This window comes from Bradyrhizobium liaoningense (assembly GCF_018130955.1).
In the GTDB taxonomy this organism is placed as follows: domain Bacteria; phylum Pseudomonadota; class Alphaproteobacteria; order Rhizobiales; family Xanthobacteraceae; genus Bradyrhizobium; species Bradyrhizobium liaoningense_C.
The window spans coordinates 46,275-73,112 of record NZ_JAFCJM010000028.1 but is presented as its reverse complement, the minus strand read 5'-3'; the positions used below and the strand labels follow the sequence as shown (position 1 = coordinate 73,112).

Annotated in this window: 21 protein-coding genes; 15 read left to right on the top strand and 6 right to left on the bottom strand. The window is 64.9% G+C overall.

Going from position 1 to position 26,838, the window contains the following annotated elements; all coding sequences use genetic code 11:
- Positions 1 to 15: 15 nt before the first annotated feature.
- Both JQ632_RS22640 and JQ632_RS22635 read left to right on the top strand, forming a co-directional pair.
- Entirely contained in the window at positions 16 to 7,182 is a 7,167-nt protein-coding gene (locus tag JQ632_RS22640; RefSeq protein WP_212404790.1) for a VCBS domain-containing protein, read from the top strand.
- 119 nt (positions 7,183 to 7,301) lie between these two features.
- Complete coding sequence (locus JQ632_RS22635; RefSeq protein ID WP_212404789.1) at positions 7,302 to 9,530, top strand: CHASE2 domain-containing protein; 2,229 nt, start codon at positions 7,302 to 7,304, stop codon at positions 9,528 to 9,530.
- A 121-nt stretch (positions 9,531 to 9,651) separates the two neighbouring features.
- On the opposite strand, the gene JQ632_RS22630 is transcribed toward JQ632_RS22635, so the two are convergent.
- Complete coding sequence (locus JQ632_RS22630; protein ID WP_312015652.1) at positions 9,652 to 10,284, bottom strand: hypothetical protein; 633 nt, start codon at positions 10,282 to 10,284, stop codon at positions 9,652 to 9,654.
- 38 nt (positions 10,285 to 10,322) lie between these two features.
- A complete protein-coding gene (locus tag JQ632_RS22625) occupies positions 10,323 to 10,517 on the bottom strand; it encodes a hypothetical protein (protein ID WP_212404788.1) in 195 nt (64 codons plus the stop codon).
- 215 nt (positions 10,518 to 10,732) lie between these two features.
- Here JQ632_RS22625 and JQ632_RS22620 point away from each other — a divergent pair, with 215 nt between their 5' ends.
- The 7 genes from JQ632_RS22620 (at position 10,733) to JQ632_RS22590 (ending at position 17,468) form a co-directional block, all read left to right on the top strand.
- The gene (locus JQ632_RS22620) at positions 10,733 to 10,930 is read left to right on the top strand and encodes a hypothetical protein (RefSeq protein ID WP_212404787.1); all 198 of its coding nucleotides are present in this window, start codon (positions 10,733 to 10,735) and stop codon (positions 10,928 to 10,930) included.
- Positions 10,927 to 12,342 (top strand): amidase, encoded by a 1,416-nt coding sequence (locus JQ632_RS22615; RefSeq protein ID WP_212404786.1) that lies wholly within the window; start codon positions 10,927 to 10,929, stop codon positions 12,340 to 12,342. The genes JQ632_RS22620 and JQ632_RS22615 overlap by 4 nt, the downstream gene beginning before the upstream one ends.
- 294 nt (positions 12,343 to 12,636) lie before the next feature.
- Positions 12,637 to 12,906: a GlsB/YeaQ/YmgE family stress response membrane protein gene (locus JQ632_RS22610; RefSeq protein ID WP_212404785.1), complete on the top strand. Its 270-nt coding sequence runs from the start codon at positions 12,637 to 12,639 to the stop codon at positions 12,904 to 12,906.
- 265 nt (positions 12,907 to 13,171) lie between these two features.
- On the top strand, positions 13,172 to 14,920 hold the full coding sequence (locus JQ632_RS22605) for a type I secretion system permease/ATPase (protein ID WP_212404784.1): 1,749 nt from the start codon (positions 13,172 to 13,174) through the stop codon (positions 14,918 to 14,920).
- Positions 14,917 to 16,251, top strand: a complete 1,335-nt coding sequence (locus JQ632_RS22600) for an HlyD family type I secretion periplasmic adaptor subunit (RefSeq protein WP_212404783.1) — start codon at positions 14,917 to 14,919, stop codon at positions 16,249 to 16,251. Before JQ632_RS22605 ends, JQ632_RS22600 begins: the two co-directional genes overlap by 4 nt.
- A gap of 163 nt (positions 16,252 to 16,414) precedes the next feature.
- Positions 16,415 to 17,047, top strand: a complete 633-nt coding sequence (locus tag JQ632_RS22595; RefSeq protein ID WP_212404782.1) for a M48 family metallopeptidase — start codon at positions 16,415 to 16,417, stop codon at positions 17,045 to 17,047.
- Between the two features lie 145 nt (positions 17,048 to 17,192).
- Positions 17,193 to 17,468, top strand: coding sequence for a DUF1488 family protein (locus JQ632_RS22590; RefSeq protein WP_212404781.1), 276 nt, complete (start codon positions 17,193 to 17,195; stop codon positions 17,466 to 17,468).
- Positions 17,469 to 17,747: 279 nt separating this feature from the next.
- Here the strand turns inward: JQ632_RS22590 and JQ632_RS22585 are convergent, their stop codons facing one another.
- A complete protein-coding gene (locus JQ632_RS22585) occupies positions 17,748 to 18,230 on the bottom strand; it encodes a CinA family protein (protein ID WP_212404780.1) in 483 nt (160 codons plus the stop codon).
- A 141-nt stretch (positions 18,231 to 18,371) separates the two neighbouring features.
- Between JQ632_RS22585 and JQ632_RS22580 the strand changes: the two genes are divergently transcribed.
- From JQ632_RS22580 to JQ632_RS22570, 3 genes are read left to right on the top strand one after another with little or no spacing between them, the layout of a single operon-like run.
- A complete protein-coding gene (locus JQ632_RS22580; protein ID WP_212404779.1) occupies positions 18,372 to 19,457 on the top strand; it encodes an amidohydrolase family protein in 1,086 nt (361 codons plus the stop codon).
- Positions 19,454 to 20,563, top strand: coding sequence for an amidohydrolase family protein (locus tag JQ632_RS22575; protein WP_212404778.1), 1,110 nt, complete (start codon positions 19,454 to 19,456; stop codon positions 20,561 to 20,563). The genes JQ632_RS22580 and JQ632_RS22575 overlap by 4 nt, the downstream gene beginning before the upstream one ends.
- Positions 20,563 to 20,976: a Rieske (2Fe-2S) protein gene (locus tag JQ632_RS22570; protein WP_212404777.1), complete on the top strand. Its 414-nt coding sequence runs from the start codon at positions 20,563 to 20,565 to the stop codon at positions 20,974 to 20,976. The genes JQ632_RS22575 and JQ632_RS22570 overlap by 1 nt, the downstream gene beginning before the upstream one ends.
- Before the next feature lie 140 nt (positions 20,977 to 21,116).
- Here the strand turns inward: JQ632_RS22570 and JQ632_RS22565 are convergent, their stop codons facing one another.
- A complete protein-coding gene (locus tag JQ632_RS22565; RefSeq protein ID WP_212404776.1) occupies positions 21,117 to 22,016 on the bottom strand; it encodes a transcriptional regulator GcvA in 900 nt (299 codons plus the stop codon).
- 122 nt (positions 22,017 to 22,138) lie between these two features.
- Here JQ632_RS22565 and JQ632_RS22560 point away from each other — a divergent pair, with 122 nt between their 5' ends.
- The gene (locus JQ632_RS22560; protein ID WP_212404775.1) at positions 22,139 to 22,357 is read left to right on the top strand and encodes a DUF1127 domain-containing protein; all 219 of its coding nucleotides are present in this window, start codon (positions 22,139 to 22,141) and stop codon (positions 22,355 to 22,357) included.
- 68 nt (positions 22,358 to 22,425) lie between these two features.
- Positions 22,426 to 23,049, top strand: a complete 624-nt coding sequence (locus tag JQ632_RS22555) for a GNAT family N-acetyltransferase (RefSeq protein ID WP_212404774.1) — start codon at positions 22,426 to 22,428, stop codon at positions 23,047 to 23,049.
- 44 nt (positions 23,050 to 23,093) lie between these two features.
- Here the strand turns inward: JQ632_RS22555 and JQ632_RS22550 are convergent, their stop codons facing one another.
- Together JQ632_RS22550 and JQ632_RS22545 are read right to left on the bottom strand one after the other, a co-directional pair.
- Positions 23,094 to 23,924 (bottom strand): enoyl-CoA hydratase, encoded by an 831-nt coding sequence (locus tag JQ632_RS22550; protein ID WP_212404773.1) that lies wholly within the window; start codon positions 23,922 to 23,924, stop codon positions 23,094 to 23,096.
- Between the two features lie 109 nt (positions 23,925 to 24,033).
- Positions 24,034 to 24,735 carry an SDR family NAD(P)-dependent oxidoreductase gene (locus tag JQ632_RS22545; protein WP_212404772.1) on the bottom strand — a complete coding sequence of 234 codons (702 nt, stop codon included), beginning with the start codon at positions 24,733 to 24,735 and terminating at the stop codon, positions 24,034 to 24,036.
- Positions 24,736 to 24,983: 248 nt separating this feature from the next.
- Here JQ632_RS22545 and JQ632_RS22540 point away from each other — a divergent pair, with 248 nt between their 5' ends.
- Positions 24,984 to 26,768, top strand: coding sequence for an acyl-CoA dehydrogenase family protein (locus JQ632_RS22540; protein WP_212404771.1), 1,785 nt, complete (start codon positions 24,984 to 24,986; stop codon positions 26,766 to 26,768).
- Positions 26,769 to 26,838 lie beyond the last annotated feature (70 nt).

The following is a 26,838-nucleotide window of genomic DNA, read 5'->3' as shown; positions in this document are numbered from 1 at the left end:
TTTTACGGTGCCCCGTTGAATTACGCTGGCAAATTTGACGCCGCGCTTTCCTTGGATGGCCAGGGTTCTCGTTCCCCAGCCCATCACCATGTCGAATCCTTTACCGTCACCGGCCACGGCAAAGTCCCGGCGGGCGCCTTCGTCGTTCCCGATCCCAACCTGATCTTCCATGGCGACTTCAAGCGCGCCGGCGTCGACCTGGTCCTGTCCCATGACGGCCAGGAATTCGTCGTTCACGATTATTTCAAGGGCGAGAAGCGCGCCGCCATCGCCTCGCCCGACGGCGCCCATCTCACCGGCGACCTCGTCGATGCGCTCACCGGTCACGTCCAATATGCCCAGGCCGCCCCCGGCGCCGGCACCGCGCAAGTCATCGGTCACGTCACCAAGCTGACCGGCGGTGCGACCGCCATCCGCAACGGCGTCTCGATCATCCTGAACAATGGCGACAACGTCGAGAAGGGCGACGTCGTCTCGACCGGCTCGGATTCGACGCTCGGCATCACCTTCATCGACGGCACGGTGTTCGGCCTGTCCTCCAATGCGCGGATGGTGCTGAACGAGATGGTCTACGACCCCAACGGGTCGAACAACTCCTCGTTGCTCAGCCTGGTTGCCGGCACCATCACCTTCGTCGCCGGCGAGACCGCCAAGCACGGCGACATGAAGATCGACACCCCGGTCGCGACCATGGGCATCCGCGGCACCGCGGTGCTGTCGCAGCTCGAGTTCTTCGTCCCGGTGGCGACGATCGACAATCCGCAGCCGCAACCGGAGCCGAAGGTGAGCTTCCAGGTGCTGGTCGAACCGGACGGCACCACCGGCTCCTACATCCTGTTCGACAAGATCACGCTGCTTCCGATCGCCACCGTCAACCAGGCGGGGCAGATGATCCAGATCAGCGGCGGCAACGTCACCATCTCCAACGCGCTGTTGTCGCCGGACGTGCAGAAGCTGATCACCGACGTGTTCACGCTGAAATTCACGGACAACACCAACAACAATACCAAGCTGACCACGAACTTCACCGACACGCTCACGCCGGACGGGCACAGCGTGCTGTTCAAGACGGTGGCAGGTGTCGAGGTGTTGGCGACCTACGTCAACACGGTCAACACCGGGAATAACGGGACGACGCAGGACTCCAGGACGACAGCCGAGCGCATTCCCGGCCCGCCGAACGCCGTCGTGATCGACAGCAATGGCCAGCCATGGGTGGCCTTCACGCTGGCCGAACTGTCCAACAAGACTGGTGACACCGGTCCGGACAGCGTTGGCGGCCGGGTCAATTTCGTCGACGTCAATCTCGGCGACAGGCCGACGGTGCAGATCGACTTCAAGTCCGTCACCTATCAGAACGCAAGCCACCAGGACGTCACGGCCGGGCTGTCGAGCCTGCAGAAGGCCGACGTCGCCGCCACCGAAGTCAAGATCATCGTCGTTCCCGCGGCCGACAACGCCAACAACGGCTCGGTGCAGTGGACCTACAGCGTCCCCGACAACGCCTTCGACTTCCTCGCCGCCGGCGAGGTGCTGACGCTGACCTACATGGTCAGCGTCAACAACAATTTCAGCCTCAACCCCGAAACCACCTTCATCCCGATCACCATCACGATATCAGGCACCAACGACAAGCCGGTGATCGCGACCAGCGTGCCGACCATCACCTTTGCCGGCGGCACCAGCGTTCCCGGCGGCCCGCTGACCAGCAGTGTTCCGACTTCGGGCACCCTGACCTTCACCGATGTCGATCTCACCGACACGCACACGGTCTCGGTCAAGCTGACCAACGCCAGCCTGCCCGGCGGCACCGTGCCTCCGGCTCCGCTCGCGCTGTTCCAGAACGCGCTGTCGGTCTCAATCGCCAACAGCCATGACAGCACCGGCAGCGGCACCGGCATCATCAACTGGTCGCTGGCCGATCTTCCGGTCTATCTCGCCGACTTCATTCCGGAGGACGAGGTCCTGACGCTGACCTACACGGTCACGCTGACGGATTCGCAAGGCGCGACCTCGACGCAGACCATCACCGTCACCATCACGGGCACCGACAGCCCGGCGGTGGTCTGGATCGCGACAGCGCAGGCGGGCTCGCCTCCCGGCGGCTTCTGGAAGGACGGGGCGAACTGGGAAACCGGCACCGTGCCGACGATCGACGACGACGTCATCGTCATCACCGACCAGTTGCACGGCCTGACGCCCTCCTATCCGGTCACGATCGACGCTCCGGCGTTTGCGAAATCGCTGACCATGAACGATTTCGGCGGCCCGCCGCCGGAAGTGATCAACCAGAGCACGCTGACGATTGCTGAAACGCTCAATCTCAGCGCCGATTCGATCCTGACCAACACCGCGACGGGCACCATCACGGTGGGCGGCAGGGCCGAGATCCTCGACACCAGCGTGCTGACCAATGCCGGCAGCCTGACGCTAGCGGCCGGCGGCGATTTCGGCAGCCAGACCACGATCACCAATTTCGGCACGCTGGACCTCTCCGGCGGCACGCTCAACCTGCTCGGCACCGTCACCAACACCGGCGGCACCTTCGAGGTCGACAGCGGTGCGACGCTGCTGCTCGACAGCGGGACCATCGACGGCGGCGCGGTCACGGTCGCGGGCACGCTGGAGCTCGACGGCACCAGCTTCGTCAAGAACGGAACGCTGGGCAATTCCGGTGCGGTGGACGTCAACGGCACCGCTGAATTCGACAATGAAACGGTCAACAATGCCGGTGGCACGATCACGATCGCCGCGGCCGGCGCGCTGGTCCTGAACGGCACCACGGTGACCGGCGGAACGGTCACCGACAACGGCGGCATCCACGTCACCGGCAACAGCGCCGTCAACGGCGCCTCGGTCAGCGGCGGCGGCATTACGGTCGACGCGACCAAGACGCTGACGCTGAACAACACGACGGTCAGCAACAGCACGATCACCGACAACGGCACGGTCAAGGTCGACGCGTCGAAGACGCTGAATGTGACCAACACGAGCATCACCGGCGGCGCCTTGAGCGTATCCGGCACGCTGAAATCGTCCGGCACGAGCTCGGCCACCAACACCGCCATCACCAACAATTCGGTGATCGAAGCCATCGCCGGCCTCCTGACGTTGTCGGCGACGACGTCGGTTGCTATTGCCAACAGCGGCACGCTGCGGGCCAATGGCGGTGAGCTCGACATCTCCGGCGAGGCGGTCACCAACACCGGCACGCTGGCCGCGATCAACGACTCGACGCTGAAGCTGGTCTCTACGACGGTGACCAACACCGGCGGCGCCGTCTCGGTCGAATCGGGCTCGACCCTCGACCTCGCCGGCGCGACCATCGCCGGCGGCACGCTGACGATCGCGGGCACGCTGGAATCGACCGGCACCAGCGCCATCAACGACGCCGATATCACCAATACCGGCACCATCACCGTCACCAGCGGCACGCTGACGATCGATCCGCCCATCGTGCACACGATCACCAACCAGAATGTGATCCAGGCCGATGGCGGCACGCTCGACATCATCGGTGACCTCATCGTCAACACCGCGACGCTGCAGGCGATCAACAGCGGCACGCTGAAACTGACCAATGTCACGGTCACCAACGCAGGCGGAACGATCTCGACCGACGCGACCTCGGCGCTCAAGCTGACCGACGTCTCGATCAACGGCGGCACCCTGAGCAATGCCGGCAATCTCTACGGCGTGTCCGGCACCAACACGATCACCGCTGCCGTCACCAACACCGGGACCATCGAGGTCCAGGGTGGCACGCTCGACCTGGCGGGCGGCCTGACCGGCGCCGGCGCGCTGATCATCGACGACGGCGCGACACTCGCGCTCGGCGGCGCCGACGCCCAGACCGTCACCTTCGCGGGCGGCGCCGATACGCTTCAGCTTGATAAGGGCACGGGCTTCACCGGCACCATTGCCGGCCAGTCGTCGACCGGTGGCACCTTCACCGTCACCGGCGACGGCAACATCACGAGCACGAAGGGCGACGCGCTCGACGTCACGGCGTCGGGCGGCACGGCCGGCAATGCAGCCAACATCGTGCTGACGCCGACGGGCACGCTGACGGGCGCGACCAACGGCATCGTCGTCACTCAGAACGGCGTCGGCGATATTTCGCTGACCACGGGCGGTGACGTCACGGGCCTGTCCGGCGACGGCATCGTGCTGCATCATGGTGCGAGCGGTGCGGGCGATATCACCGCGACGATCGGCGCCTGCGTCACCGGTGCGGTCGGTCTCGACGTGCTGGCCAATGGCGACGGCGATGTCACCATCACCAACAACGGCACTGTTACCGGTACCACCGGCGCCGGCATCCATGTCACCCAGGATGGCGCGGGCGCAACCGGCTCGACCCACATCACCAATACGGGCTCGGTCGTTGGCGCCGACGGCGAGGCCGCGATCTCCATCCAGGAGAACGCGACCGGCACGGCCCTGATCGACAATTCCGGTACCATCGGCCCCGACGGCGCCGGGGCGGTGACGTCGACGACGGTGGCGATCCTCGAGACCGGCGGTGCCATCACCATCAACAACAGCGGCGAGATCAACGGCAACATCTCGGTTGCATCAGCAACCTTCAACAACGAGGCTGGCGGCACCTGGACGGTGTCGGGCGCCAGCGTGTTCGGCACCTTGTCGACGATCGACAATGCCGGCACGATCGACCTGCTCGACGGCGCCGCGATCTCGAGCGCGGATGGCCTGACCTTTGCGATCACCAACTCCAACGCGATCGATAGTTGGGGCACGACGTCGATCACGGGCACCATCACCAACACCGGCACGATCGAGGTCAACAGCGGGACACTGACGCTGTTCGGCTCGCTGTCGGGCACGGGCTCCGTCTCCATCGACGCCGATGCGATGCTCAAGCTCGAGGGGTCGGTGACGCAGACCGTCACCTTCTCCGGCGGCAACGCCGAGCTCGAGATCGACACCGCGACCTTTGACGGCACGATCGCGGGCCTGTCGTCGACTGACAAGATCGACCTCACGACGATCAAGTACGACATCGGCACCACGGCGACCTACGACGCACTGACCGGCGAGCTCACCGTCAGTGACGCCTACGGCGACAGCATCACGCTAAAACTGTCCGGCGACTACAGCAACGCGCATTTTGCCGGCAGCGACGACGGCAGCGGCCATACGCTGATCACGCTCAATGCCGCGGACGACACGCCGGTCTTCACCGCCGCCGAGACCTCGCAAAGCACGAGCTTTGCCGAGCTCGAGAATAACACGGGCTCCTCAACCACCGATCCCGCGCCGGCGGCGACCGGCACCATCCATTTCACCGATGTCGACCTGACCGACCGGCCGACCGCGTCCGTCACGGACAACGCCGTGACCTGGACCGCTGCCGACCACACCACCGATCTCACCGCATCGCTCACCTCCGGTCAGATCAGTGCCATCGAGCAGGCGCTGACGCTGCAGCAGAGCGGCAACACCAACAACGGCGCGATCGGCTGGACCTATTCGATCGCCGACGCTGCGCTCGACTTCCTCGGCGAAGACCAGACCGTGACGCTGGTCTCCACCATCACGCTCGACGACCACCAGGGCGGCACCGACACCGCAGAGGTCACCGTCACCATCACCGGCAAGAACGATGCGCCCGTCATCACCGCCGAGAGCGGTGACAGCACCGGCGCGACCCAGCCGGAGACCAATGGCGAACAGACGGCGCAGGGCACGCTGACCCTGTCGGACGCCGATGTCACCGACCACGTCTCCGTGTCGCTCGGCCATCTCGACGTCTATCTCGACGGCGTGCTGCAGACCGATACGGTCGGCGGCATCGCGCACGACACGCTCGCGACCTATCTGACCCTGCCGTCGGGCGACGTCCTCGATGGGACCGGCACGCACGCGCAGTTCAGCTGGGATTTCAGCTCCAACGGCGAGGCCTTCGATTTCCTCGCCAAAGGCCAGACGCTGTCGCTGCAATATACGATCGTGCCGAGCGACGGCCACACTTCGACGGGGACCGGCGAGCAGGTCGTCACCATCGAGATCACCGGCACCAACGACGCGCCGACGCTCGATTCCGCGACGCTTACCTCCGTCGCCGGCAACGAGAGCGATCCGGCCGGCAGCACCATCAGCGATCTCTTCGCGGGCAGGTTCCACGATGCCGATTCCGGCGCAAGCCTGAAGGCTATCGCGATCACCGCCGACGCTGCGACGGCGTCCGAAGGCGTCTGGCAGTACGAAGTCGCCGGCACCAGCCAGTGGATCGACATCGGATCGGTCGACGACCAGCACGCGCTGGTGCTCAGTCCCGACACGCTGATCCGCTTCGTGGCGGCGGACGGGTTCACCGGCACCCCGGGCACGCTCGGCGTTCACGCCCTCGACGACACCTATACCGGCGCCGTCACGGGCCCGTCGCCGGCCGTGATCGACCTCGCCAGCACGGGTACCGGCGGCACCACGCCGGCATCTGATACCGTCGCCACGATCGGCACCGATGTGACGGCCCCGGCCGGCTGGCCGGTCATCGACACCGAGAGCTTCCTTGTTGAGCACGTCAGGGAGAGCATCCCCCCCGTCGACGTCATCACCAATCTGGTGGTCACCGACACCGATCCCGGTGCGTCGACGGACACTTTCACGGTCACCGCGACGACCGCCCATGCGCCCGGCAGCAGCGTCTATCTGTCGTCGGAGTCCGGCCTGCTCAGCGAGATCAATCTGGGCTTCGAGAACGGCGTCACCTACGATCCCGGCCTGTCGGCGCCGGATACCGACCAGATCACGCTGACGGTCACCGATTCCGCGGGTCACTTCGACACGGTCCACTTCATCTTCGTCGAGGGCGCCGACAGCCAGGGCGGCATCACTCTGGAAGGCACCGGTGGCAAGGACGTCATCTTCGCGACAGAGAGCAGCGACACGCTGATCGGCGGTGCTGCCAAGGACCAGTTCGTGTTCTCGGCGACCTCGTCGCAGGATCCGGTCGAGCACACCATCAATGATTTCGTGGCCGGCGAGGACAAGATCGACCTGCGGCAGTTCACCAGCATCACCTCATGGACGCAGGTGGTCGCGGCGCAGCAGGGCTCCGACACGTTGCTGACGGTCGACGATCAGGACAAGATTCTACTGAAGGGCGTGACCTCGACCGATCTCCACGCCAACGACTTCATCATTCACGTCGCCTGAGCCCGGACCACGGCCCGACCGCGGCAAAAAATCCATCCCGTCCGGTTCCAAAGCCATAGCCATTTGCGCGGCGACGATCCAAGATCGAACCAAAGCAGGTTGCGGGAAGTCCAACAGGTATGAAGCGGCTGAGGATATGGCGGCGGTGGTTCGCGCGGAAGTTCGGTTACGCGCGGCTGGTCTGCCTTGTGCTGCTCATAGGCTTCGCCGCCTTGCGCATCTACGATCCCGCCTGGCTCGAGGAGCTTCGCGTCCGCACCTTCGATCACTACCAGGCCTTCGACCACCGCGAAAAGAAGCTAAGGCCCGTCACCATCGTCGATATCGACGAGAAGAGCCTGAAGGCGCTGGGGCAGTGGCCGTGGTCACGGACCAAGGTCGCCGATCTCATCGCCAACCTGACACGGATGGGTGCGGCCGCGATCGGCTTCGACGTGGTGTTCTCTGAGCCTGACCGGCTCAATCCGGATGTCGCTGCCGACACCTTTCGCAGCCTCGACGAGGCGACACGCGAAAAGCTGAAGGCCCTGCCCAGCAACGACCAGGTCTTCGCGCAGGCGATCAAGCAGTCGCGCGTGGTGCTGGGCGAGTCAGGCGTGCCGCTGCTCAACGCGGAGCTCGACAAGAAGCTTCCGCAGACGGGCCTCGCGACGCTCGGCGAGGATCCGCACCCCTTCCTGTTCAATTTTCCGGGCTTGTTGCGCAACGTTCCCGTGATCGAGGCGGCCGCCTCCGGTCGTGGCCTGTTCACCATCGTGCCCGAGCGCGACGGCATCGTGCGGCGCGTGCCTGTCGTCATGCAGGCCCAGGGCATCATCATGCCGTCGCTGACCTTCGAGATGCTGCGCGTGATCACCGGCACCGACACCATCTTCATCAAGGCGGACAAGGGCGGCATCCAGAGCGTCGGTGTCAAAGGCTTTCAGATCCCGACCGACAAGAACGGTCAGCTCTGGGTGCACTTCGCTCACCAGGATCCCTCGATCTATGTCTCGGCAGTCGACGTGATCGAAGGACGCGCGTCGGCAGACATGTTTTCGCGCAAGCTGGTGCTGATCGGCACATCGGCGGTCGGGATGAACGACATCAAGACCACGCCGGTCGAGCGCGCCATGCCCGGTGTCGAGGTCCATGCCCAGGTGCTGGAAAGCGCGTTGACCGGCGCGATGATCGCGCAACCGAATTACGGTATCGCCCTCGAATTCTTCGCCGCCATCATCATGGGCATCCTGGTGATCGTCTTCGCCCCGCGTTTCGGTCCGGTGACGCTGGTCGGTGTCGGCGCCCTCTTTGCCTCGGTGCTGCTCGGCTTCTCCTGGTACTATTACTGGCGCTATCGGCTGCTGATCGACCCTACCTATCCGATGATGTCGACCACGGCGATCTACCTGACGCTGATCTTCGCGAGCTTCGTGCGCGAGCAGCAACAGCGCAAGCAGATCCGCGGCCATTTCGCGCAATACTTGTCGCCCGTTCTGGTCGAGCAGATGGCGCAGTCGCCGGAAAAGGTCGTGCTCGGCGGCGAGGAACGCGAGATGACGATCATGTTCTCCGATGTGCGCGGCTTCACCACGATCTCGGAGACCTACAAGCACGACCCGCAAGGGCTGACTGCGCTGATGAACCGCTTCCTGACGCCGCTGACCAACGTGATCATCGAGCGGAAGGGTTACGTCGACAAATATATGGGCGACGCCATCATGGCGTTCTGGAACGCGCCGATCGACGACAAGCAGCACGAGATCAACGCCTGCGAGGCGGCGATCGACATGCTGGAGAAGATCGACGAGGTGAACAAGGAGCGCGAGGAGGAGGCCGCCGAGGGCGGCCGCGTCTACATTCCGCTCAATATCGGCATCGGCCTCAACACCGGTGTCGGCGTCGTCGGCAACATGGGGTCGGACCTCAAGTTCAACTATTCCGTGCTCGGCGACAGCGTCAACCTGGCCTCGCGCCTGGAGGGGCAGACGAAGGAGTACGGTTTTCCGATCATCGTCGGCTCCAAGACCGCGCTTGCCGCCAGGGAAAAATTCGCGATCCTCGAGCTCGACTTCATCATGGTCAAGGGCAAGACCGAGCCGGAGGTCATCTACGCCGTCGCCGGTCGCGAGGATGTCATGCACTCGGCCGCGTTCCAGCGCCTGCGCAACATCACCATCGAGATGCTCGCCTGCTACCGCAGCCGCGACTGGCAGGGCGCGCTTGATGCGATCGAGCGCGGCCGCAGGAGCGAGGACGCCGACGCGCTGGAAAAGCTGTTCAAGCTCTACGAGTCGCGGATCAACGCCTTCAAGGAAAATCCGCCGCCCGACGACTGGACCGGCGCGTTCGCGCTGTTGACGAAGTAGCGACCCTAGGGTGGGCAAAGCGTAGCGTGCCCACCATTTCAGCCGAGGACGAGGATGCATGGTGGGCACGGCGCTGCGCGCCTTTGCCCACCCTACAATTTTGCGGGACTACGGCGCGCCGCTACTCCGCCGACAGCCGCACCATCTGGCGGCCGCCGTTCATTTCCTTGAGGCTGTTGACGTAGTTCTCAGGCCTCAGCCAGCGGACCGGCGTCTTCAATCCCATGAAGCTCGCGATGCTGCCGATGAACGACGTGCAGTTGGCCGTTTCGGCATTCCACACCGGCGAATTGGCCTGCAACTCCTTGATATAGGCGAACACCCGTTTTGCGTCCGCCTCGGTGAGGTATACGCGGTAGCTCGCGGTCAGATATTCCGGATCGAGATCGCCATAACTCGCGCCGGTCTCGGACGGCACAAATGTCAGGTGCCCGAGCACATAGGTAAAGGTATCTCCGACCGGCGTGAGACCCGCGACCTCGACAGCGCGTTCGCTGGTCTTGCCGTACCAGACGAAGGCATGGCCCCAGCTCGCCGCGGTCCTGGCCCGGAAATCGACGTAGTAGGGCCCCTTGGTGGACACCTGCCGCCGCGCGGACGACGATGGCGCCTCACTGGACACAAGCGCATTCGCGTCAGCGATGCGCTTGTGCCGTTCGTGTGCGGACGCCGATGAACTCACGCCTGGAAGCGAGGCCGCGAGCGTGACGCCCGCAAGCAGCGACAATCCCAATCTCTGAAGAGAACGCGCCACGCTCACCCCCCACCAAGTTCAACGACGCGCGCGTGCGCTTAGTAGCGCGAGACGACCGGGCCGGGCGCCTTGCCGATGGGGGCTTTTCCGACCGGGGACTTGCCGATCGGCATCTTGCCGACGACGGGCGCTTCCGAATAGACAGGTGCAGGCTGGCGGCGCGGCAGGTCGGCGGCGCTGGCGGCAGTCACCACGGCAAGCGTAGCACCGGCGGCAATAACGAACTTGATCACGGCAGTTCCCCATGAAGTTGGACGACACATAACAATGCCTGCCGGGCGTAAGCCTGCAGGCATGCAGTGCACATGATCGATGGAATGCGACGACAGTGCGGCGCTAGGCTTGCCGAATATGTCTGAGATGGGGCGGTTGTGAGACTCGGGACGGCGCTGCGTGCTACATGGCAATCCCGGGATCAGGCCATAGCCGCGCCGCAGGAGGGAGCAGCATGACACGACCGACGCCCAAAGCGATCAAGGCAACCGCCGAGATCGCCGGCATTTCCGTGGACGAGGAGACCGCGACTCGCATCTCCAATTCCATCGGGCCGGCTTTCGAGGGCTTTGCGGCAATCGCCGGCACGCTGCCGTTCGATCTCGAGCCGTCGCTGTTCGTGCTCGCGCAGACCGCGAAGGTGGCGAAATGAGTGGCGAACCGGCCTTGATGACGCTCACCGAGGTCGCGCGTGCGATCGCGATGAAGCAGGTCTCTTCCCATGAGGTGACGCACGCGCTGCTGCAGCGCATCGCGCAATGGCAGCCGCATCTCAACGCCTTCATGTCGATCGAATCAGAGGCCGCGCTGAAGGCGGCAGATAGCGCCGACGCCGCGCTCGCCAGGGGCGAGGTCCTCGGGCCCCTGCATGGCGTGCCGCTCGCCCACAAGGACATGTATTACGACGCCGGCCACGTCACGACCTGCGGCTCGCTGATCCGCCGTGATTTCGTTGCGACGACGACGTCCACCGCCTTGCAGCGGCTAAAGGATGCCGGCCAAATCCGCCTCGGCACGCTGCATCTCGCCGAGTTCGCCTATGGCCCGACCGGCCACAACAGCCATTACGGCCCCGTGCGCAATCCCTGGAACGTCGCACACATCACCGGCGGCTCGTCGTCGGGCTCGGGCTCCGCGGTCGCGGCGCGGTTAACCTATGCTGCGCTCGGCTCCGACACCGGCGGCTCGATCCGCATGCCCGCGCATTTCTGCGGCGTCACAGGCCTGAAGACCACCGTCGGCCGCGTCAGCCGTGCCGGCGCGATGCCGCTGTCGCAATCGCTCGACACCGTCGGTCCGCTGGCGCGCACGGCGGAAGATTGCGCGCTGCTGCTGGCGCTGATGGCCGGTCCCGATCCGGAAGACGCCACCGCGAGCCATGAGCCGGTCGCCGATTACGTTGCAGCGACCAAGGGCTCGCTAAAGGGCCTGAAGATCGGCGTGCCTGCGTCCTATTACGTCGACGATCTCGATACGGAGGTCGCGCGCGTGCTCGACGAGACCATCGCGGTGCTCAAGCGCGAGGGCGCCGACATCGTCAAGGTCGAGCTGCCCGATCAGCGGCAATTGTCGGCCGCTTGCCAACTCGTGCTGGCGGTCGAGGCGGCCGCCTTCCACAAGCGCTGGCTGATCGAGCGCCCGCAGGATTATGGCGACCAGGTCTTGATGCGGCTGCAGAATGGGCTCGCCGTCCCCGCCGTCACCTATCTCGAAGCGATGCGCTGGCGCGGGCCCGCGCTTGCCGCGCACAATGCGGCAACGTCTGGCGTCGATGCGGTGCTCGCGCCGGCCTCTCCTTTGCCGGCGCCGACCATTGTGGAAAGTGACGTCGGCGCCGGCCCGAACGCCGGCGCAATGTTGCAGCGGCTGACGCTGTTCACGCGTCCCATCAACTATCTCGGCCTGCCGTCGCTTACCGTGCCGTCCGGCTTCAGCAGCGCCGGCCTGCCGATCGGCATGCAGCTCATCGGCCGCTCCTTTGATGAAGCGACGCTGCTCACCATCGGCGCCGCGTTCCAGCGCACGACCGATTATCACGAAAAGGTGCCGAAGCTGCCGTCATGACAAAGCTCGTCGAGACTTCAGGCCACGCACAGGCCGCGCTCCCTCCCCGTTGTGGGTCCCTTGCGGGCAGGGTCGGGGAGGGGGTAGCCCCGGGCGAGGTCTGAGTTCGTGGCACCCCCCTCCCTCTCGCGCTCCACCGCGTGCATCCGGGGTCCAACCAGTTCTACTTTGCATGGGGTTGTTTTCGAGGTTTTTTGCCCCGAGCGAGGCAAGCAGGGAGAGTTGAACGGTATTCACACCCCGTTCATCCCAGTTCCCGTTCCATGCGGCCGTTCATGGAGAGGGACCTAACTTATGTACATTTCCAACGAAGGCTTGCTCGTCATCCTGTTCGTCGGCCTGGTGGCCGGCTGGCTCGCGGGCAAGATCGTGCGCGGGACGGGCTTCGGCATCATCGGCGATATCCTGGTCGGCATCGGCGGCGCGCTGGTGGCGAGCTTTCTGTTTCCGAAGCTCGGGATCCGGATCGGAACCGGGCTCGTGTCCGAGATCATCTATTCGGCGATCGGTGCGATCATCCTCTTGCTGGTGGTGCGGCTGTTACGCGGCCGCGGACGGTTCTAGCGCGCCTCGATCGATGATGGGCCCGCCGCAGTGCTTGAGAAATTCACTGCGGCAGGCCCACGACTTGTGAAATTCGCCACTTGCGCGCAGCTGCGACTGCGCGAGAGCTTCGCCGACAGGCCTCAAGGTTAATTGCACGGCGTTGGACGATAGACCGAAAACTCGGTATTAATCTGGGTCGAGTACCCCTAGAATTGCTTGTGAAATCAGGGGTTTTTGTTCCCCTGGCCCCTTCGGACGATCAGATCGGAAAGAGATCATTCTGATGGCAGCGGTTCCCGGCGTGCGCCGTTCCGAACTCGGTGACGCCTTGCGGGCCTGCCGCGGCGCGTTCGTCGGCGTTGGGCTGATGAGCTGCATGATCAACGTGCTCTATCTGACCGGCTCGATCTTCATGCTCGAGGTCTACGACCGGGTGCTGCCGAGCCGCAGCATCCCGACGCTGGTCGGCCTCATCATCCTCGCCGGCGGCCTCTACATGGCGCAGGGCGTGCTCGATCTGATCCGCGGCCGTATCCTCGGTCGCATCGGCACCGCGCTCGACGAGGCCCTCAACAAGCGGGTGTTCGACACCGTCGTGCGCCTGCCGCTCCTGGTCGGCGGCCGCAACGAGGGTCTCCAGCCGTTGCGCGACCTCGACAATGTCCGCTCCTTCCTCGGCGGCATGGGACCGAGCGCGTTCTTCGATCTGCCCTGGCTGCCGCTCTATCTCGCCATCTGCTTCGCCTTCCATTGGCTGATCGGCGTCACCGCGCTGGTCGGCGCCATCATCCTGGTCGGCCTCACCCTCGTCACCGAATTCATGTCGCGCCAGCCGGCGCGCGAGGCAATGACGCTTGCCGCGCGCCGCAACGACCTCGCGGCGTCCAGCCGCCGCAACGCCGAAGTGCTGGTCGCCATGGGCATGGCCGGCCGACTCAATGCGCGCTGGAGCGAGACCAACGAAAAATATCTCGAAGGCAATCAGCACGCGAGCGACGTCGCCGGCGGCCTCGGCGCGGTCGCAAAAGTGCTGCGCATGATGCTGCAATCGGCGGTGCTGGCGGTCGGCGCCTATCTCGTCATCCACCAGGAGGCGACCGCCGGCATCATCATCGCGGGCTCGATCCTCTCGGCCCGCGCGCTCGCCCCGGTCGATCTGGCGATTGCCCATTGGAAATCCTTCGTCGCCGCACGGCAGAGCTGGCAGCGCCTCAATCGCCTGCTGGATCAGATGCCGCCGCAGGCGATGCAGACCCAGCTGCAGGTTCCCTCCGGCAAGCTGTCGGTCGAAGCCGTCAGCATCGTGCCGCCCGGCGATCAGCGCGTGATCGTGCAGGAGGTGACGTTTGCCCTCAACGCCGGCAGCGCGCTCGGAGTCATCGGACCGAGCGGGTCCGGGAAATCGTCGTTGATCCGCGCACTCGTCGGCGTCTGGCAACCGGTGCGCGGCAAGGTGCGGCTCGACGGTGCCGCGCTCGACCAGTGGACCTCCGATGTGCTCGGCCGCTACGTCGGTTACCTGCCGCAGGACGTCGAGCTGTTCGCCGGCACCATCGCCCAGAACATCAGCCGTTTTGATCCCGAGGCCACCTCCGAAGGCATCATCGCCGCCGCGAAAGAAGCCGGCGTGCACGAGATGATCATCAAGATGCGCGAGGGCTACAACACCCAGGTCGGCGAGCAGGGCACCTCGCTGTCAGCAGGCCAGGCCCAGCGCGTGGCGCTGGCGCGCGCGCTCTACGGCAATCCGTTCCTGATCGTGCTCGACGAGCCCAACTCCAATCTCGACACCGAAGGCGACGAGGCGCTGACGCGCGCCATCCGCGCCGCCCGCGAGCGCGGGGCGATCGTCGTCGTCGTCGCGCACCGGCCGATCGGCGTCGAGGCCGTCGACCAGATCTTGGTGCTGCGTGACGGCCGCATGCAGGCTTTTGGCCCGAAGGAGCAGGTGCTGTCGCAGGTGCTCCAGCCGCGCGTCGCGCCCCCCGCACCGATCAAGATCGTCAGCGAAGGCGGAGTAGCCAAACCATGAGCACGATGGCGCTTCCGGCTGCAAAACCCGCGGCAAAGAAGACTGCCCGGCAGTCGATCAAATCCCACCTCATGATCGGCCTTGCGATCGTGGTCCTGCTGGCCGGCGGGCTCGGCGGCTGGGCCTCGACCGTGCTGATCTCGGGCGCGCTGATCGCGCCCGGCCAGGTCGTGGTCGAATCCAACGTCAAGAAAGTGCAGCACCCGACCGGCGGCGTCGTCGGCGAGTTGCGCGCCCGCGACGGCGACGTGGTCAAGGCCGGTGACGTCGTGGTGCGGCTCGACGACACCGTCACCAAGGCGAACCTTGCCATCGTCACCAAGAATCTCGATGCGGCGATGGCGCGTGCGGCGCGCCTCCAGGCCGAGCAGCGCGGGGTCGCCAGGATCGAATTTCCGCAGGCGCTGCTCGACCGCGCCAGCGATCCCGACGTGATGATCCTGCTCGACAGCGAAAGCAAGCTGTTCGACGTCCGCGTCAACGGCCGCGCCGGCCAGAAGGCCCAGCTCAACGAGCGCATCACGCAGTTGAAGGAAGAGATCTCGGGCCTCAGCGCCCAGGAAAAGGCCAAGGACCAGGAGATCGCGCTGGTCCAGAACGAGCTGACCGGCGTGCGTGAGCTCTACGACAAGCGCCTGGTGCAGCTCTCGCGCCTGACCCAGCTCGAGCGCGACTCGGCCCGCCTCAACGGCGAGCGCGCGCAGTACATCGCCGCGCGCGCCCAGGCGAAGGGCAAGATCACCGAGACCGAGCTGCAGATCATCCAGGTCGACAAGGACGTGGTCAGTGAGGTCTCCAAGGACCTGCGCGAGACCAACGACAAGATCGGCGAACTGATCGAGCGCAAGGTCACCGCCGAGGACCAGCTTCGCCGCGTCGACATCCGCGCGCCGCAGGACGGCATGGTGCTGCAATCGACCGTGCACACGGTCGGCGGCGTCGTCACCGCAGGCGATGCCATCATGCTGATCGTGCCGCAGGCCGACGACCTCCAGGTCGAGGCCAAGGTCAACCCGGTCGACATCGACAAGCTTCAGATCGGACAGAAGACGCTGTTGCGTCTTTCCGCCTTCAACCAGCGCACCACGCCGGAGCTCAACGGAATCGTCACCCGCGTCTCGCCCGACGTCACCACCGAACAGCGTACGGGGCAGAGCTACTACACCATCCGCGTCTCGATGCCGGCGGAAGAGGTCGCCCGCCTAGGCGACGTCAAGCTGATCCCGGGCATGCCGGTGGAAGCCTTCGTGCAGACCGGCGACCGCACCATGCTGTCCTACCTGATGAAGCCGTTCCACGACCAGCTGATGCGGGCATTCCGCGAGAAGTGACCCGAAGCGTCATCCCGGGGCGCCTCGCGCCTGTGATGCGACAGCACCTCTGCCGTGCCATTTCTGACGTCTCCGTGAGCGCACAGGTCCCCCTGGAATATCCCCGCTGATGCCGGGTTATCACCTCGTCCGGGGCGGACATGTCAGGAATCCGGAGAGGCAAATGTTCAATCTCACGATCAGGCTTGTGGTTCTTGGAATGTTTCTCTTGGCTCTCGTCGCCGCGCCCTCGATCGCGCCGGTCCTGGCGGCCGGTGGCGGAGGAGGAGGTGGTGGTGGCGGTGGTGGTGGGGGACCCGGCACAGATCCCTTTGCCCGCCCCTATGACGGTCAGAGCACGCCGTCCTATCCGAAGCGCTCCGGGACCAAGGCCACGAAGACCAAGAAGCCCAACAACCAGTCCAGCATCGGCGATCCCGATCCCGCCTTTGCGGCGGCCTACCGTGCCGCCTATGACACCATCTACGACCGCAACGATTATGCGGGCGCAATCGTGCAGTTGCAGGCGCTTGGCCGCGACGACAATCCGAACGTTGCCAATCTCATCGGCTATTCCTACCGCAAGCTGGGCGACTACAAGCTCTCGCAGGTCTGGTACGAGCGTGCCTTGAAGGCCGATCCGAACCACGTGCTGACCTGGCAGTATTACGGCCTGTGGCAGCTCGAGCAGGGCAATCGCGAGCAGGCGATGTATCATCTGGACCGGATCGCCGCGATCTGCGGCACCGGCTGCGAGGAGTACAAGTCGCTGGCCGCCGCGCTCGACAAGCCGACCGGCACGGTGCTGGTGTACTGAAGTCCCGCGCGCGGGTCCGGCCGGGCGGAAACGCGCGCGTCCGTCACGCCTGGACGCAAAAGAATTGGCGGGCAAGCGGCGGCTTGCCCATCCTCTGCCATCAAGTCCTGCATTGTCGTGTCCTGGCGAATGGGGGACGCCAGGGATGCCGCTGACCCGCGACAAGATCATAGGCCACGACGTCGAACGCCTCGCGTTCCGCTTCACCATGCTGAACGACGGTGAGACCGTGGATTGCCAGATCAGCGATGCCGCGATGGACGATCTCGCCGGTATGAAGGGCACCGAGTCCAGCGCCCGGCAGGCACAGTTCCTCTCACTGCGCGAAACCATCGAGCGGATCGCATCAAACCTTTACGACGAGGCCCCGCGCTTCAAGGGCTATGTCGTGCGGATCTTTACGAAGCATCTGGAGAAGTAGGAGCCGCTATCTCGGTGTCGTGCCGGCAGTCGATCCGTCTCCCCACTGTCGTCCTGGCTTTCCAGGCCGTAAAAAAACTCAGCGCGCTCGTTTCGACGTAGAATCTGATTCTCTTGCGCGACAGAAGAGAGAACCAAGTAGTCAGTAAAGAGCTTGAAAGCAGGGGCGTGGAGCATCCTGTTCTATCGAGCTCTCCGAATCTTGAGTTTTTGCACAGCCTGTTTCGCCAGGACGACGCCAAATGCGAGGCACGAACATTCGTCCCCCCGCTAGCGCCAGTCACTCCTGCAAATTCCTCAGCAACAGCTTCAGCGCCGTCTTGGCAAACACCTGCATGTTGGCAAACCGGTCGTTGCTGCCGGTCTCCAGCGTGATCACTTCGGAGGTGCCGCCCGCCACCGCCATGCAGCTATGGCCTGCGGCGTCGCCGTAGCGGTTGCCGGTCGGTCCCGCCGCGCCGGTTTCCGACAGGCCCCAGATGCTGCCGAAGCGGCTGCGCATCTGTTCGGCGAGCAGTTTTGCGTAGGGCTCTGATGAGGATCGAAAGCCCTTCATTCCTTCGTCCGAAATATCCATCAGCACACGCCTGGCATCGCGGGTATAGACCACGGCGCCGCCGAGGAAATAGGCGGAGGCGCCGGGCACCGCGAGCAGGCTGGCCGCGATCAACCCGCCGGACGAAGACTCCGCGACCGCAATGGTTTCCTTGCGCGCAATCAGCCTGGCCGCGACCTGCTCCGCAATCCCAACGAGTTCCTTCATAGTCCGCTCTGCTCCGTCCAAGACCTTCCTGCCTCTTCCTAGCATATGAGCGCAGCGCTGGCCCAAGTTGCAGGCCGCGCGCCGGCCTGCTTCAATGGCAACAGCACGCGGCGCGGACCACGCGCTGCACGAGGAAACGTCATGACGTCCCTGATCGCCGGCGGCGTGGATTGCGACGTGCATCCGGCGGTGCCGCATCTCACCAGTCTGCTGCCGTATCTCAGCGATTACTGGCGCGACCAGGTGACGACGCGCGGGATGGTCGATCTGGTCTCGCAATCCTATCCCGCGAGGTCGCCGATCACGGCGTGTCCGGACTGGCGGCCCGAGCAGGGCAAGCCGGGCGAGCATCTGGGCGACATGCAACGCCACGTGCTCGATCTCTTCCAGCTCTCCTGCGCGATCTGCAACCCGCTCTACGGCGTGCAGATGGTGTTTTCGGAGGACATGGCGGATGCCTTCTGCCGCGCGCTGAACGACTGGCTTGTCAAGGAATGGCTCGACCGCGATCCGCGGCTGCGCGGCTCAATCGTCGTTTCCCTCCAAAGCGTCGAGAAGGCCGTCGCCGAGATCGAGCGCTGCGCAAAGGACCCGCGCTTCGTCCAGGTGCTGTTGCTTGTCATGGGCGACACGCCGCTCGGCAAACGTGCGCTGTGGCCGATCTACGCTGCGGCGGAGCGGCTGGAATTGCCGATCGGCGTCCACGCGGGTTCCGCCTATCACAATCCGCCGACCGCGGTGGGCTGGGGGTCCTATCATATCGAGGACTATGTCGGCCAAGCGCAGGCGTTCCAGACCCAACTCACCAGCTTGATCGTGGAGGGCGTGTTCGCACGCCATCCACGCCTGAAAATGGTGATGCTGGAATCCGGCTTCACGTGGCTGCCGCCCTATCTCTGGAGGCTGCACAAGTTCTGGCGCGGGGTGCGGATGGAGACGCCCTGGGTCGATCGCGCGCCGTTGGAGATTGTGCGCAGCAACATCCGCTTCTCGTTGCAGCCGGTCGATGCTCCGCCGGAACCCGCAATGTTAAATCGGCTGTTTGAGCATATGCAGTCCGACGAATTAGTCCTATTCTCCACGGACTATCCGCACTGGCAATTCGACGGTCAGGACGCGCTGCCCGAAGGTCTCACCCCCGATCTCGTGCGCAAGATCATGATCGATAATCCGCACGCGACCTACCCCCGCCTGAAAGAACTCCCTCCCAAGGAGGCAAGGCCATGAACATCCAGTTCCGCGAACGAACGGAATCCGCCTCTCCCCTCACCACCAAGACCGCGATTGCGGACTGCGACATTCATCCGGCACGCGCGACCCGAACCGAGCTTTACCCGTATCTCGCCAAACGCTGGCAGCATCATCTCGAAGTCTACGGCGTGCACGCCTATCAGGGCATGATGGAAGGCCCGCCCTATCCAAAAGCCCAGCCCAACGCATCGCGCCGCGATGCCTATCCGCCGGAAGGCGGCCCGCAGGGTTCTTCGCTGTCCTTCATGCAGAAGCAGCTTCTCGATCCGAACAACGTGCAATTAGGGGTGCTCAATCCGCTCAACACCGGGCAGGGTATCCGCAATCACGAGCTCTCCGCGGCACTCTGCTCGGCGGTCAACGACTGGCAGATCGACAAATGGACCTCCAAAGACAAGCGGCTGAAGGCCTCGATCGTCGTCGGCAATGAGGATGGGATGACGGCCGCCGCCGAAATCCGCGAGCGCGCCGGCGACAAGAATTTTGTGCAGGTGCTGCTGCTGAGCCGCAACGTCGAGCCGCTGGGACAGCGCCGCTACTGGCCGATCTATCAGGCTGCGGAAGAGGCGGGGCTGCCCGTCGGCGTCCACGCCTTCGGCTTCGGCGGCAACCCGATCACGCCGTCGGGCTGGCCGTCCTACTACATCGAGGAGATGGTCGGACATTCGCAGTGCCAGCAATCGGCGCTGGCGAGCCTCGTGCTCGAAGGCGTGTTCGAGCGCTTCCCGAAACTGAAAATGGTGATGATCGAGGCCGGCTTTGGCTGGGCGCCGTCGCTGGCGTGGCGGCTGGACAAGGCCTGGCAGCGCCTGCGCAGCGAAGTGCCGCATGTCAGACGGCCGCCGTCCGAATATATCCGCGAGCAGGTGTGGTGGACCACGCAGCCGATGGAGGATCCGGAGCGGCGCGAAGACCTCTTCGACGTCATCAAATGGATCGGCTGGGACCGGCTGTTGTTCGCGACCGACTATCCGCATTGGGATTATGACGAGCCGTCGCGCGTGCTGCCGGCGGGCGTCAGCGAAGCCAATCGCGCGGCGTTCTATTTCGGCAACGCGCAGAAGCTCTACGGCATCTCCTGATGGCGCGGCATGTGATTGCCCCGGTGGACGAACTGCCGCCGGGCACGCGAAAGTTTCTTGAGATTGATGGAAGGCCGATCGCGGTCTTCAACATCAAGGGCGAGTATTTCGGCCTGCTCAATCGCTGCCCGCATCAGGGCGCGGCGCTGTGCGAGGGTCCGCTCATCGGCCTGGCGCAATCCAAAAATCCCGGCGAGATCGAATACACAAAACTCGGTGAGATCATCCGCTGCCCCTGGCATGGCTGGGAGTTCGACGTCCGCACCGGCCAGTCCTACTGCGACCCCCGCCGCTTTCGCGTGAAGGCCTATCCGGCCCATGTCGAGCCGGGTGCGAGTGTTGTGAAGGGGCCGTATGTCGCGGAGACGATCCCCGTCACCGTCGAGAGCGACTACGTGATTGTGGAGCTGTAGCCCCGCCGTCATTCCGGGGCGATGCGACGGGACCGCGCAAAGCGCGGCCCGAGAGCATCGAGCCCGGAATCCATAGTGCCACGTGAACGCTGGGAGAAATGGATTCCGGGCTCGCCCTTCGGGCGCCCCGGAATGACGAACTAGGCCTTATTCTGCGCCGCAGCGACCACCCACTCCCGGAACGCTGATAGCTTCGGGGCGTCGCGGCGGCCCTCGGGCGAGACCAGGTAGAAGCCGGCATCGGTCGGCAGCGCGATGCGGAAGGGGACCACGAGGCGGCCCTTGGCGATGTCGTCCTGCACATAGGCGGTGCGCCCCATCGCAACGCCGATGCCGTCGATCGCGGCCTGCACGGTCATGAAGATCATGTCGAAGGTGATGCCGGGCTGCCGGGCGATGTCGGTCGGCAGGCCGGCCGCCGTCAGCCACAGCCGCCAGTCGTCGCTGTTGGCGTTGGAGGTGTGCAGCAGCACATGGTCCTTGAGGTCTTCCGGGCAGCGCAGCGGCTTGTCGCCGCGAAGCAGTCCCGGGCTGCACACGGGAAACAGCTCGTCCGCCATCAGCCAGTCGGCGCGCACGCCCGGCCATTGCCCGCGCCCGTAGCGGATTCCGGCATCGACATTGTCGCGCTGGAAATCGATCAGGCTGGCCGACGTGGTGATGCGCACGTCGATGCCGGGATGCGCCTCCTGGAAGTCGCTGAGCCGCGGCAGCAGCCATTTTGCGGCGAGCGAGGCCAGCGTCGAGACGGTCAGCACCTTGTCGTCGTCCTTGCGCAGCAGGCGGTCGGTCGCAAGCCTGAGGTCGTTGAAGGCGGCGCGCACGCCCGGCAGGTAGTCGCGTGCCTCGGGGGTCAGCGCCAGCGCCCGGTTTTGCCGGACGAACAGGCGGATGCCGAGCTCCTCCTCGAGCCGGCGGATCTGATGGCTGATCGCCGTCTGCGTCACATTCAGCTCGGCCGCGGCCAGTGTGAAGCTCAAATGGCGGGCGGCGGCCTCAAAGGCCCGTAAACCGTTCAGGGAAGGTAGTCTGGAGGTCATTTGGCAGCAGGATTGTCAGCATATGCATGAGTTTATTTCATGCGAATAGGTACAAATTGTCGTTTGTGGAAGGCTCGGCGCAGGCAGATATTACGCTCCAACGTTAGCTCGAGGAGCTGAAAATGTCTACGTACACCACCCATTCGATGACAAATCATCATGCGCCAAGTCATCACGCGCAGAGCCTGCTCTACCAGATCGGCGAGACCCTTCACGTCTGGCACGAGCGCTACCGCACCCGGCGCGAGCTCTCCCAGTGGACCACCCGCGATCTCCAGGACGTCGGCCTTTCCTGGAGTGACATTGCCTACGAAGCCGACAAACCCTTCTGGCGGGCCTGATTGGCCGCCGGGCCGGCGCCGCCTGATCAGGGGCGCCGGCGGTCCCTTTCTTTCCGCGGGAGCGTGTCGTGAGCAGCCTTCGCCTCGATGACCTCAAGCAATACTCCGATGCCTTGCGCACCCGCCACGGCGCACCCCTGAACGTGCGCTTCGTCGAGCCGGGCGATACCGAGGAACTGCAGCACTATTTCCGCTCGCTCTCGATCCGCTCGCGCTACAACCGCTTCTTCGGCGCGATCAGCGAACTGCCGAAGAGTCTACTCCACGATTTCCTCCAGGTCGGCGAACGCGAGCGCTTCAGCGCGGTGGCGACCATGATGGTCGACGGTTTCGAGACCATCGTCGGCGAAGTTCGCTACGCCTTCCACGCCGAGACGGCCACCGTCGAGTTCGGCCTGTCGGTTGACGACCGCTGGCAGGGCCACGGCATCGGCTCGGCGCTTCTCAGGAATCTCGAATGCCGCGCGGCGTCGCTTGGCGCCGAGCATCTCTACGGAGACACGCTGCGCTCCAACGAGACCATGATCTCGCTTGCCCGCAAATCCGGCTTCGCCTTCATCAATCATCCGGACGACTGGAAGCTCGTCCGCTTCGACAAGCAGATCGCCGTCGCGCCGAAGGAGATTCCGTGCGCGAGCTGGCGTCTCGCCGCCCTTTCCCGTCAGGCCGCCAGCCCCTCAGCCGCGGCCTGAACCACTCGAGGCCCGGCTCTGCTGATCCAGAGCCGGGCTTTCTTTTATTTCCCCGTGAACTGCGGCTTGCGCTTGTCGATGAAGGCCTGCACGGCTTCCTTGTGATCGGCCGTCGCGGTGAGCCTGATCAGCCGCTCGGCTTCGTGATCGCGGGCGGTTTCGAAGTCGAACAGCAGTGCCTCGTCGAGATTGTCCTTCATGTAGCGCAGTGCCAGCCGCGGCCCCTCCGCGAGTGATTTTGCCAGCGCAAAGGCTTCGGCCTGCAGCGTCTCATCCGGCACGACCCGGTTGACCAGCCCGATCGCCTCGCACCTTGCCGCATCAACCTTGTCACCGGTGAACATCAATTCGCGTGCCCGCGAGGTGCCGACGAGGCGCGTCAGCAGCCAGGCGATGCCGTAGTCGCCGCTGAGCGCGACGCGGGCGTAGCCGGTCGCGATGAAGGCTGATTGCGCGGCGATGCGGATGTCACAGGCCATCGCTATCGCAAGGCCAGCGCCAACCGCAGGCCCGGGCAGGGCCGCGATCGTCGGCTTGCGCACCGCGACCAGCGCGCCGGTCAACAGGCGCTGCCGCTCCTGGAGATCGGCGACTTTTGCGTCGAAGGGCATCTCGAGCTTCGCCTTGTCGCGATGCGCGCCCATGCCTTTGACGTTGCCGCCGGCGCAGAAGGCCTGCCCGGCACCGGTGATGAGCAGCGCGCCGACATTGGGGTCCTCGCCGCAGGTCCGGATCATCGTGCGCAGCGCCGGCGTGAGGTTGTCGGAGAGCGAATTGCGCGCGTCGGGCCGGTTTAGCGTGATCACGGCGACGCGGTCGCGGATGACGCAGAGCAGTTCATTGGTGCCGGTGTCGATGGTGGTCTCAGTGGTCATCTCGCTCCCCGTTTTGTTTTTGTCATTCCGGGGCGATGCGAAGCATCGAACCCGGAATCTCGAGATCCCGGGTTCGGCTCTTTGAGCCGCCCCGGGATGACGATCAGCTCTAAAACTTCTCCACCCAGGGCCGCAGCTCCATTTCCCAGGCCCAGGCGCTGCGCGGCTGCTGCAGCACGTTCCAATAGCTCTCGGCGATGGCGTCAGGATCGAGCATCGAATCCGGCCGGTCCGCCGGCTCGCCGCGTGCGGCGCTGCGGATGCCGCCGTCGATGACGAAATGCGCGACATGAATGCCTTGCGGCGACAGCTCGCGCGCCATGCTCTGCGCCAGCCCGCGCAGCGCGAATTTGCCCATCGCGAACGGCGCCGACTGCGCATAACCCTTGACGCTCGCCGAGGCGCCCGTGAACAGGATCGCGCCGTGCTTCTTTGGCAGCATGCGCAGCGCGGCCTGCTGCCCCACCAGAAAGCCGCCATAGGCACTGACCGCGATCGCCTGCGCGACATCGGCCGGCACCAGCTCGACGATCGGTCCACGCGTCCGGCCGCTGGCGTTGTAGATCACGAGGTCGGGCGTGCCGATCTCGCGCTCGACGAGGCCGAACAGGCGCTCGACCTCCTCGGGCTGGGTCGCGTCGCAGGCATAGGCTTTTGCGCCGGTCTCGCCGCAGAGCGCGCCGAGCTTTTCCACCTTGCGGGCGGCAAGCGCCACGCGCAGGCCCTGGCGCGAGAGCAGCCGCGCCAGCGAGGCGCTCAATCCTTCGCCGGCGCCGACGATCAGCGCGATGTTGTACTTTGGGTGTTCCATGGGACGATCCTCGGAGGGCAGGAGCAGCGCATCTATGCACGGATGAGACGGACAACTAGACGCGGCGCCAAGGCAGGTCGATCACAATTCCGCAGAGCGGGCCGGTCCATCCCTGAGGTCATGCCGCCCTGAATTTTTGCGGGCTTTATCCAGCCTCTCGTCTGGAGCATGATCCACATCATCCAACGCGGCAAGCGGTAAACCGCGTGAGCCGCGAATGCCGCGGGACGGAAACGACGAGGTTAGCCATGCACAGGCACATCGGATCGCATCGGACGGATGCGCCCGCCAATCAGCCGGGCCTGCTTGCGCCCGACACCACGGGAATGAATTTTTACCGCGCCGATCCGGCGCTGACCGACCTGTTGCGCATCCATCTGCCCGATCAGCTCTTCCGTCACATCGAGCCGCATCTCGATCGCCTCGGCGAGCTCGCCGGGGGCTATCTGGATGAATGCGCGCGGCTCGCCGACCGGCACACGCCGGTGCTGCACCAGCGCGACAAGTTCGGTCGCGACGCGCAGTGGATCGAATATCACCCGGCCTATCGCGAGCTGGAGAAGGCTGCGTTCGGCGAGTTCGGCATTCACGCGCTGTCGATCCGCAAGGGCATCATGGGCTGGCCGGACAAATATCCCGTCGTGGCCAAACACGCCTTCACCTTCCTGTTCAACCAGACCGAATTCGGCATGGGCTGCCCGATCAACGTCACCGACGGCTGCGCCAAGCTTTTGACGAATTTCGGCAGCGAGGCGCTGAAGGCCAAATATCTCGATGGCCTGACGCAGACCGACATGAGCAAGCTGACCCAGGGCGGCCAGTTCATGACCGAGAAGGAAGGCGGCTCCGACGTCGGCACGCTCACGACAACTGCGGTGCAGGAGGGCGACCACTGGCGGCTCTATGGCGAAAAATGGTTCTGCTCGAATGCCGATGCGAAGGTGGTGATGCTCCTGGCGCGCCCGGAAGGCGCCGGCCCCGGCACGCGCGGCGTCGGCCTGTTCCTGATGCCGCGCTTCCTCGACGACGGTTCGCAGAACCACTACCGGATCGTGCGTCTCAAGGACAAGCTCGGCACCCGCTCGATGGCCTCGGGCGAGATCAAGCTCGAAGGCGCGATCGCCTACGCCGTCGGCAAGCTCGACCGCGGCTTCGTGCAGATGGCCGAGATGGTGAACTCCTCGCGGCTCTCCAACGGCGTCAAATCCACCGCGCTTATGCGCCGCGCCTATCACGATGCGATGACGGTGGCGAAGAACCGCGTGGTGTTCGGCAGCCGCATCCTCGATTTGCCGCTCGGGCGGCGGCAGATGCTGAAGATCATGCTGCCGGTGGAGCAGGCGCTGTCGATGAGCTTTCTCACCGCCGACGCGCTCGACCGCGCCGAGGCCGGCAGCCAGGATGCGGCCGCGCTCCTGCGCATCCTGACTCCGACGCTGAAATTCCGCGCCACGCGCGACGCGCGAAAGGTTTGCGGCGATGCGCTGGAGATGCGCGGCGGCATCGGTTACATCGAAGAATTCGCCACCCCGCGCCTGTTGCGCGATGCCCATCTCGGCTCGGTCTGGGAAGGCACCGGCAATATCGTCGCGATCGATGCGCTGCGGCGCGCGGTTGGCCGTCATGGCGCGGAATCCGCGCTCGCGGCGGACCTGCATGCGCGGCTCGACGACAGCTCCACGGTGCCGCAAGCCTGGCGCGACAAATTGCGCGGCCTTACCGACAAGGCCGTCGGCTTTGCGCGCGAGGTCGCAAGCCGTGCCGACAACGAGGCGGATGCGCGGCGCGCTACCAGCGTGCTCTATCATGTCGCAAGCGCCGTCGCGCTCGCCTGGGAGGCCGATCGCATCTCGGCGATGCGCGGCGATGCGCGACGGCTGCTGCTGTCGCGGCTGGTGATCGATCACCGCGTGTCGGTGGGTGATCCGTTCCGGCTCACGGAAAATGCCGCGCAGCAGACCATCGCATCCCTGCTGCTCGGCGAGCGCGACGCCAAAATGGCCGAGGTTGGCGAACTGGTCCTGGCAGCGTAGGCTCCTGCTTCACCTCTCCCTGCGGGAGAGGTGAAGACACGGACTCAACGAAAACACAACAACGAGGGAA

Bases quoted from the DNA above. Each gene is read 5' to 3' on its own strand.
- JQ632_RS22635 (WP_212404789.1), top strand. From the start codon at position 7,302: ATGAAGCGGCTGAGGATATGGCGGCGGTGGTTCGCGCGGAAGTTCGGT.
- JQ632_RS22620 (WP_212404787.1), top strand. From the start codon at position 10,733: ATGACACGACCGACGCCCAAAGCGATCAAGGCAACCGCCGAGATCGCC.
- JQ632_RS22615 (WP_212404786.1), top strand. From the start codon at position 10,927: ATGAGTGGCGAACCGGCCTTGATGACGCTCACCGAGGTCGCGCGTGCG.
- JQ632_RS22610 (WP_212404785.1), top strand. From the start codon at position 12,637: ATGTACATTTCCAACGAAGGCTTGCTCGTCATCCTGTTCGTCGGCCTG.
- JQ632_RS22605 (WP_212404784.1), top strand. From the start codon at position 13,172: ATGGCAGCGGTTCCCGGCGTGCGCCGTTCCGAACTCGGTGACGCCTTG.
- JQ632_RS22600 (WP_212404783.1), top strand. From the start codon at position 14,917: ATGAGCACGATGGCGCTTCCGGCTGCAAAACCCGCGGCAAAGAAGACT.
- JQ632_RS22595 (WP_212404782.1), top strand. From the start codon at position 16,415: ATGTTCAATCTCACGATCAGGCTTGTGGTTCTTGGAATGTTTCTCTTG.
- JQ632_RS22590 (WP_212404781.1), top strand. From the start codon at position 17,193: ATGCCGCTGACCCGCGACAAGATCATAGGCCACGACGTCGAACGCCTC.
- JQ632_RS22585 (WP_212404780.1), bottom strand. From the start codon at position 18,230: ATGAAGGAACTCGTTGGGATTGCGGAGCAGGTCGCGGCCAGGCTGATT.
- JQ632_RS22580 (WP_212404779.1), top strand. From the start codon at position 18,372: ATGACGTCCCTGATCGCCGGCGGCGTGGATTGCGACGTGCATCCGGCG.
- JQ632_RS22575 (WP_212404778.1), top strand. From the start codon at position 19,454: ATGAACATCCAGTTCCGCGAACGAACGGAATCCGCCTCTCCCCTCACC.
- JQ632_RS22570 (WP_212404777.1), top strand. From the start codon at position 20,563: ATGGCGCGGCATGTGATTGCCCCGGTGGACGAACTGCCGCCGGGCACG.
- JQ632_RS22565 (WP_212404776.1), bottom strand. From the start codon at position 22,016: ATGACCTCCAGACTACCTTCCCTGAACGGTTTACGGGCCTTTGAGGCC.
- JQ632_RS22560 (WP_212404775.1), top strand. From the start codon at position 22,139: ATGTCTACGTACACCACCCATTCGATGACAAATCATCATGCGCCAAGT.
- JQ632_RS22550 (WP_212404773.1), bottom strand. From the start codon at position 23,924: ATGACCACTGAGACCACCATCGACACCGGCACCAATGAACTGCTCTGC.
- JQ632_RS22545 (WP_212404772.1), bottom strand. From the start codon at position 24,735: ATGGAACACCCAAAGTACAACATCGCGCTGATCGTCGGCGCCGGCGAA.
- JQ632_RS22540 (WP_212404771.1), top strand. From the start codon at position 24,984: ATGCACAGGCACATCGGATCGCATCGGACGGATGCGCCCGCCAATCAG.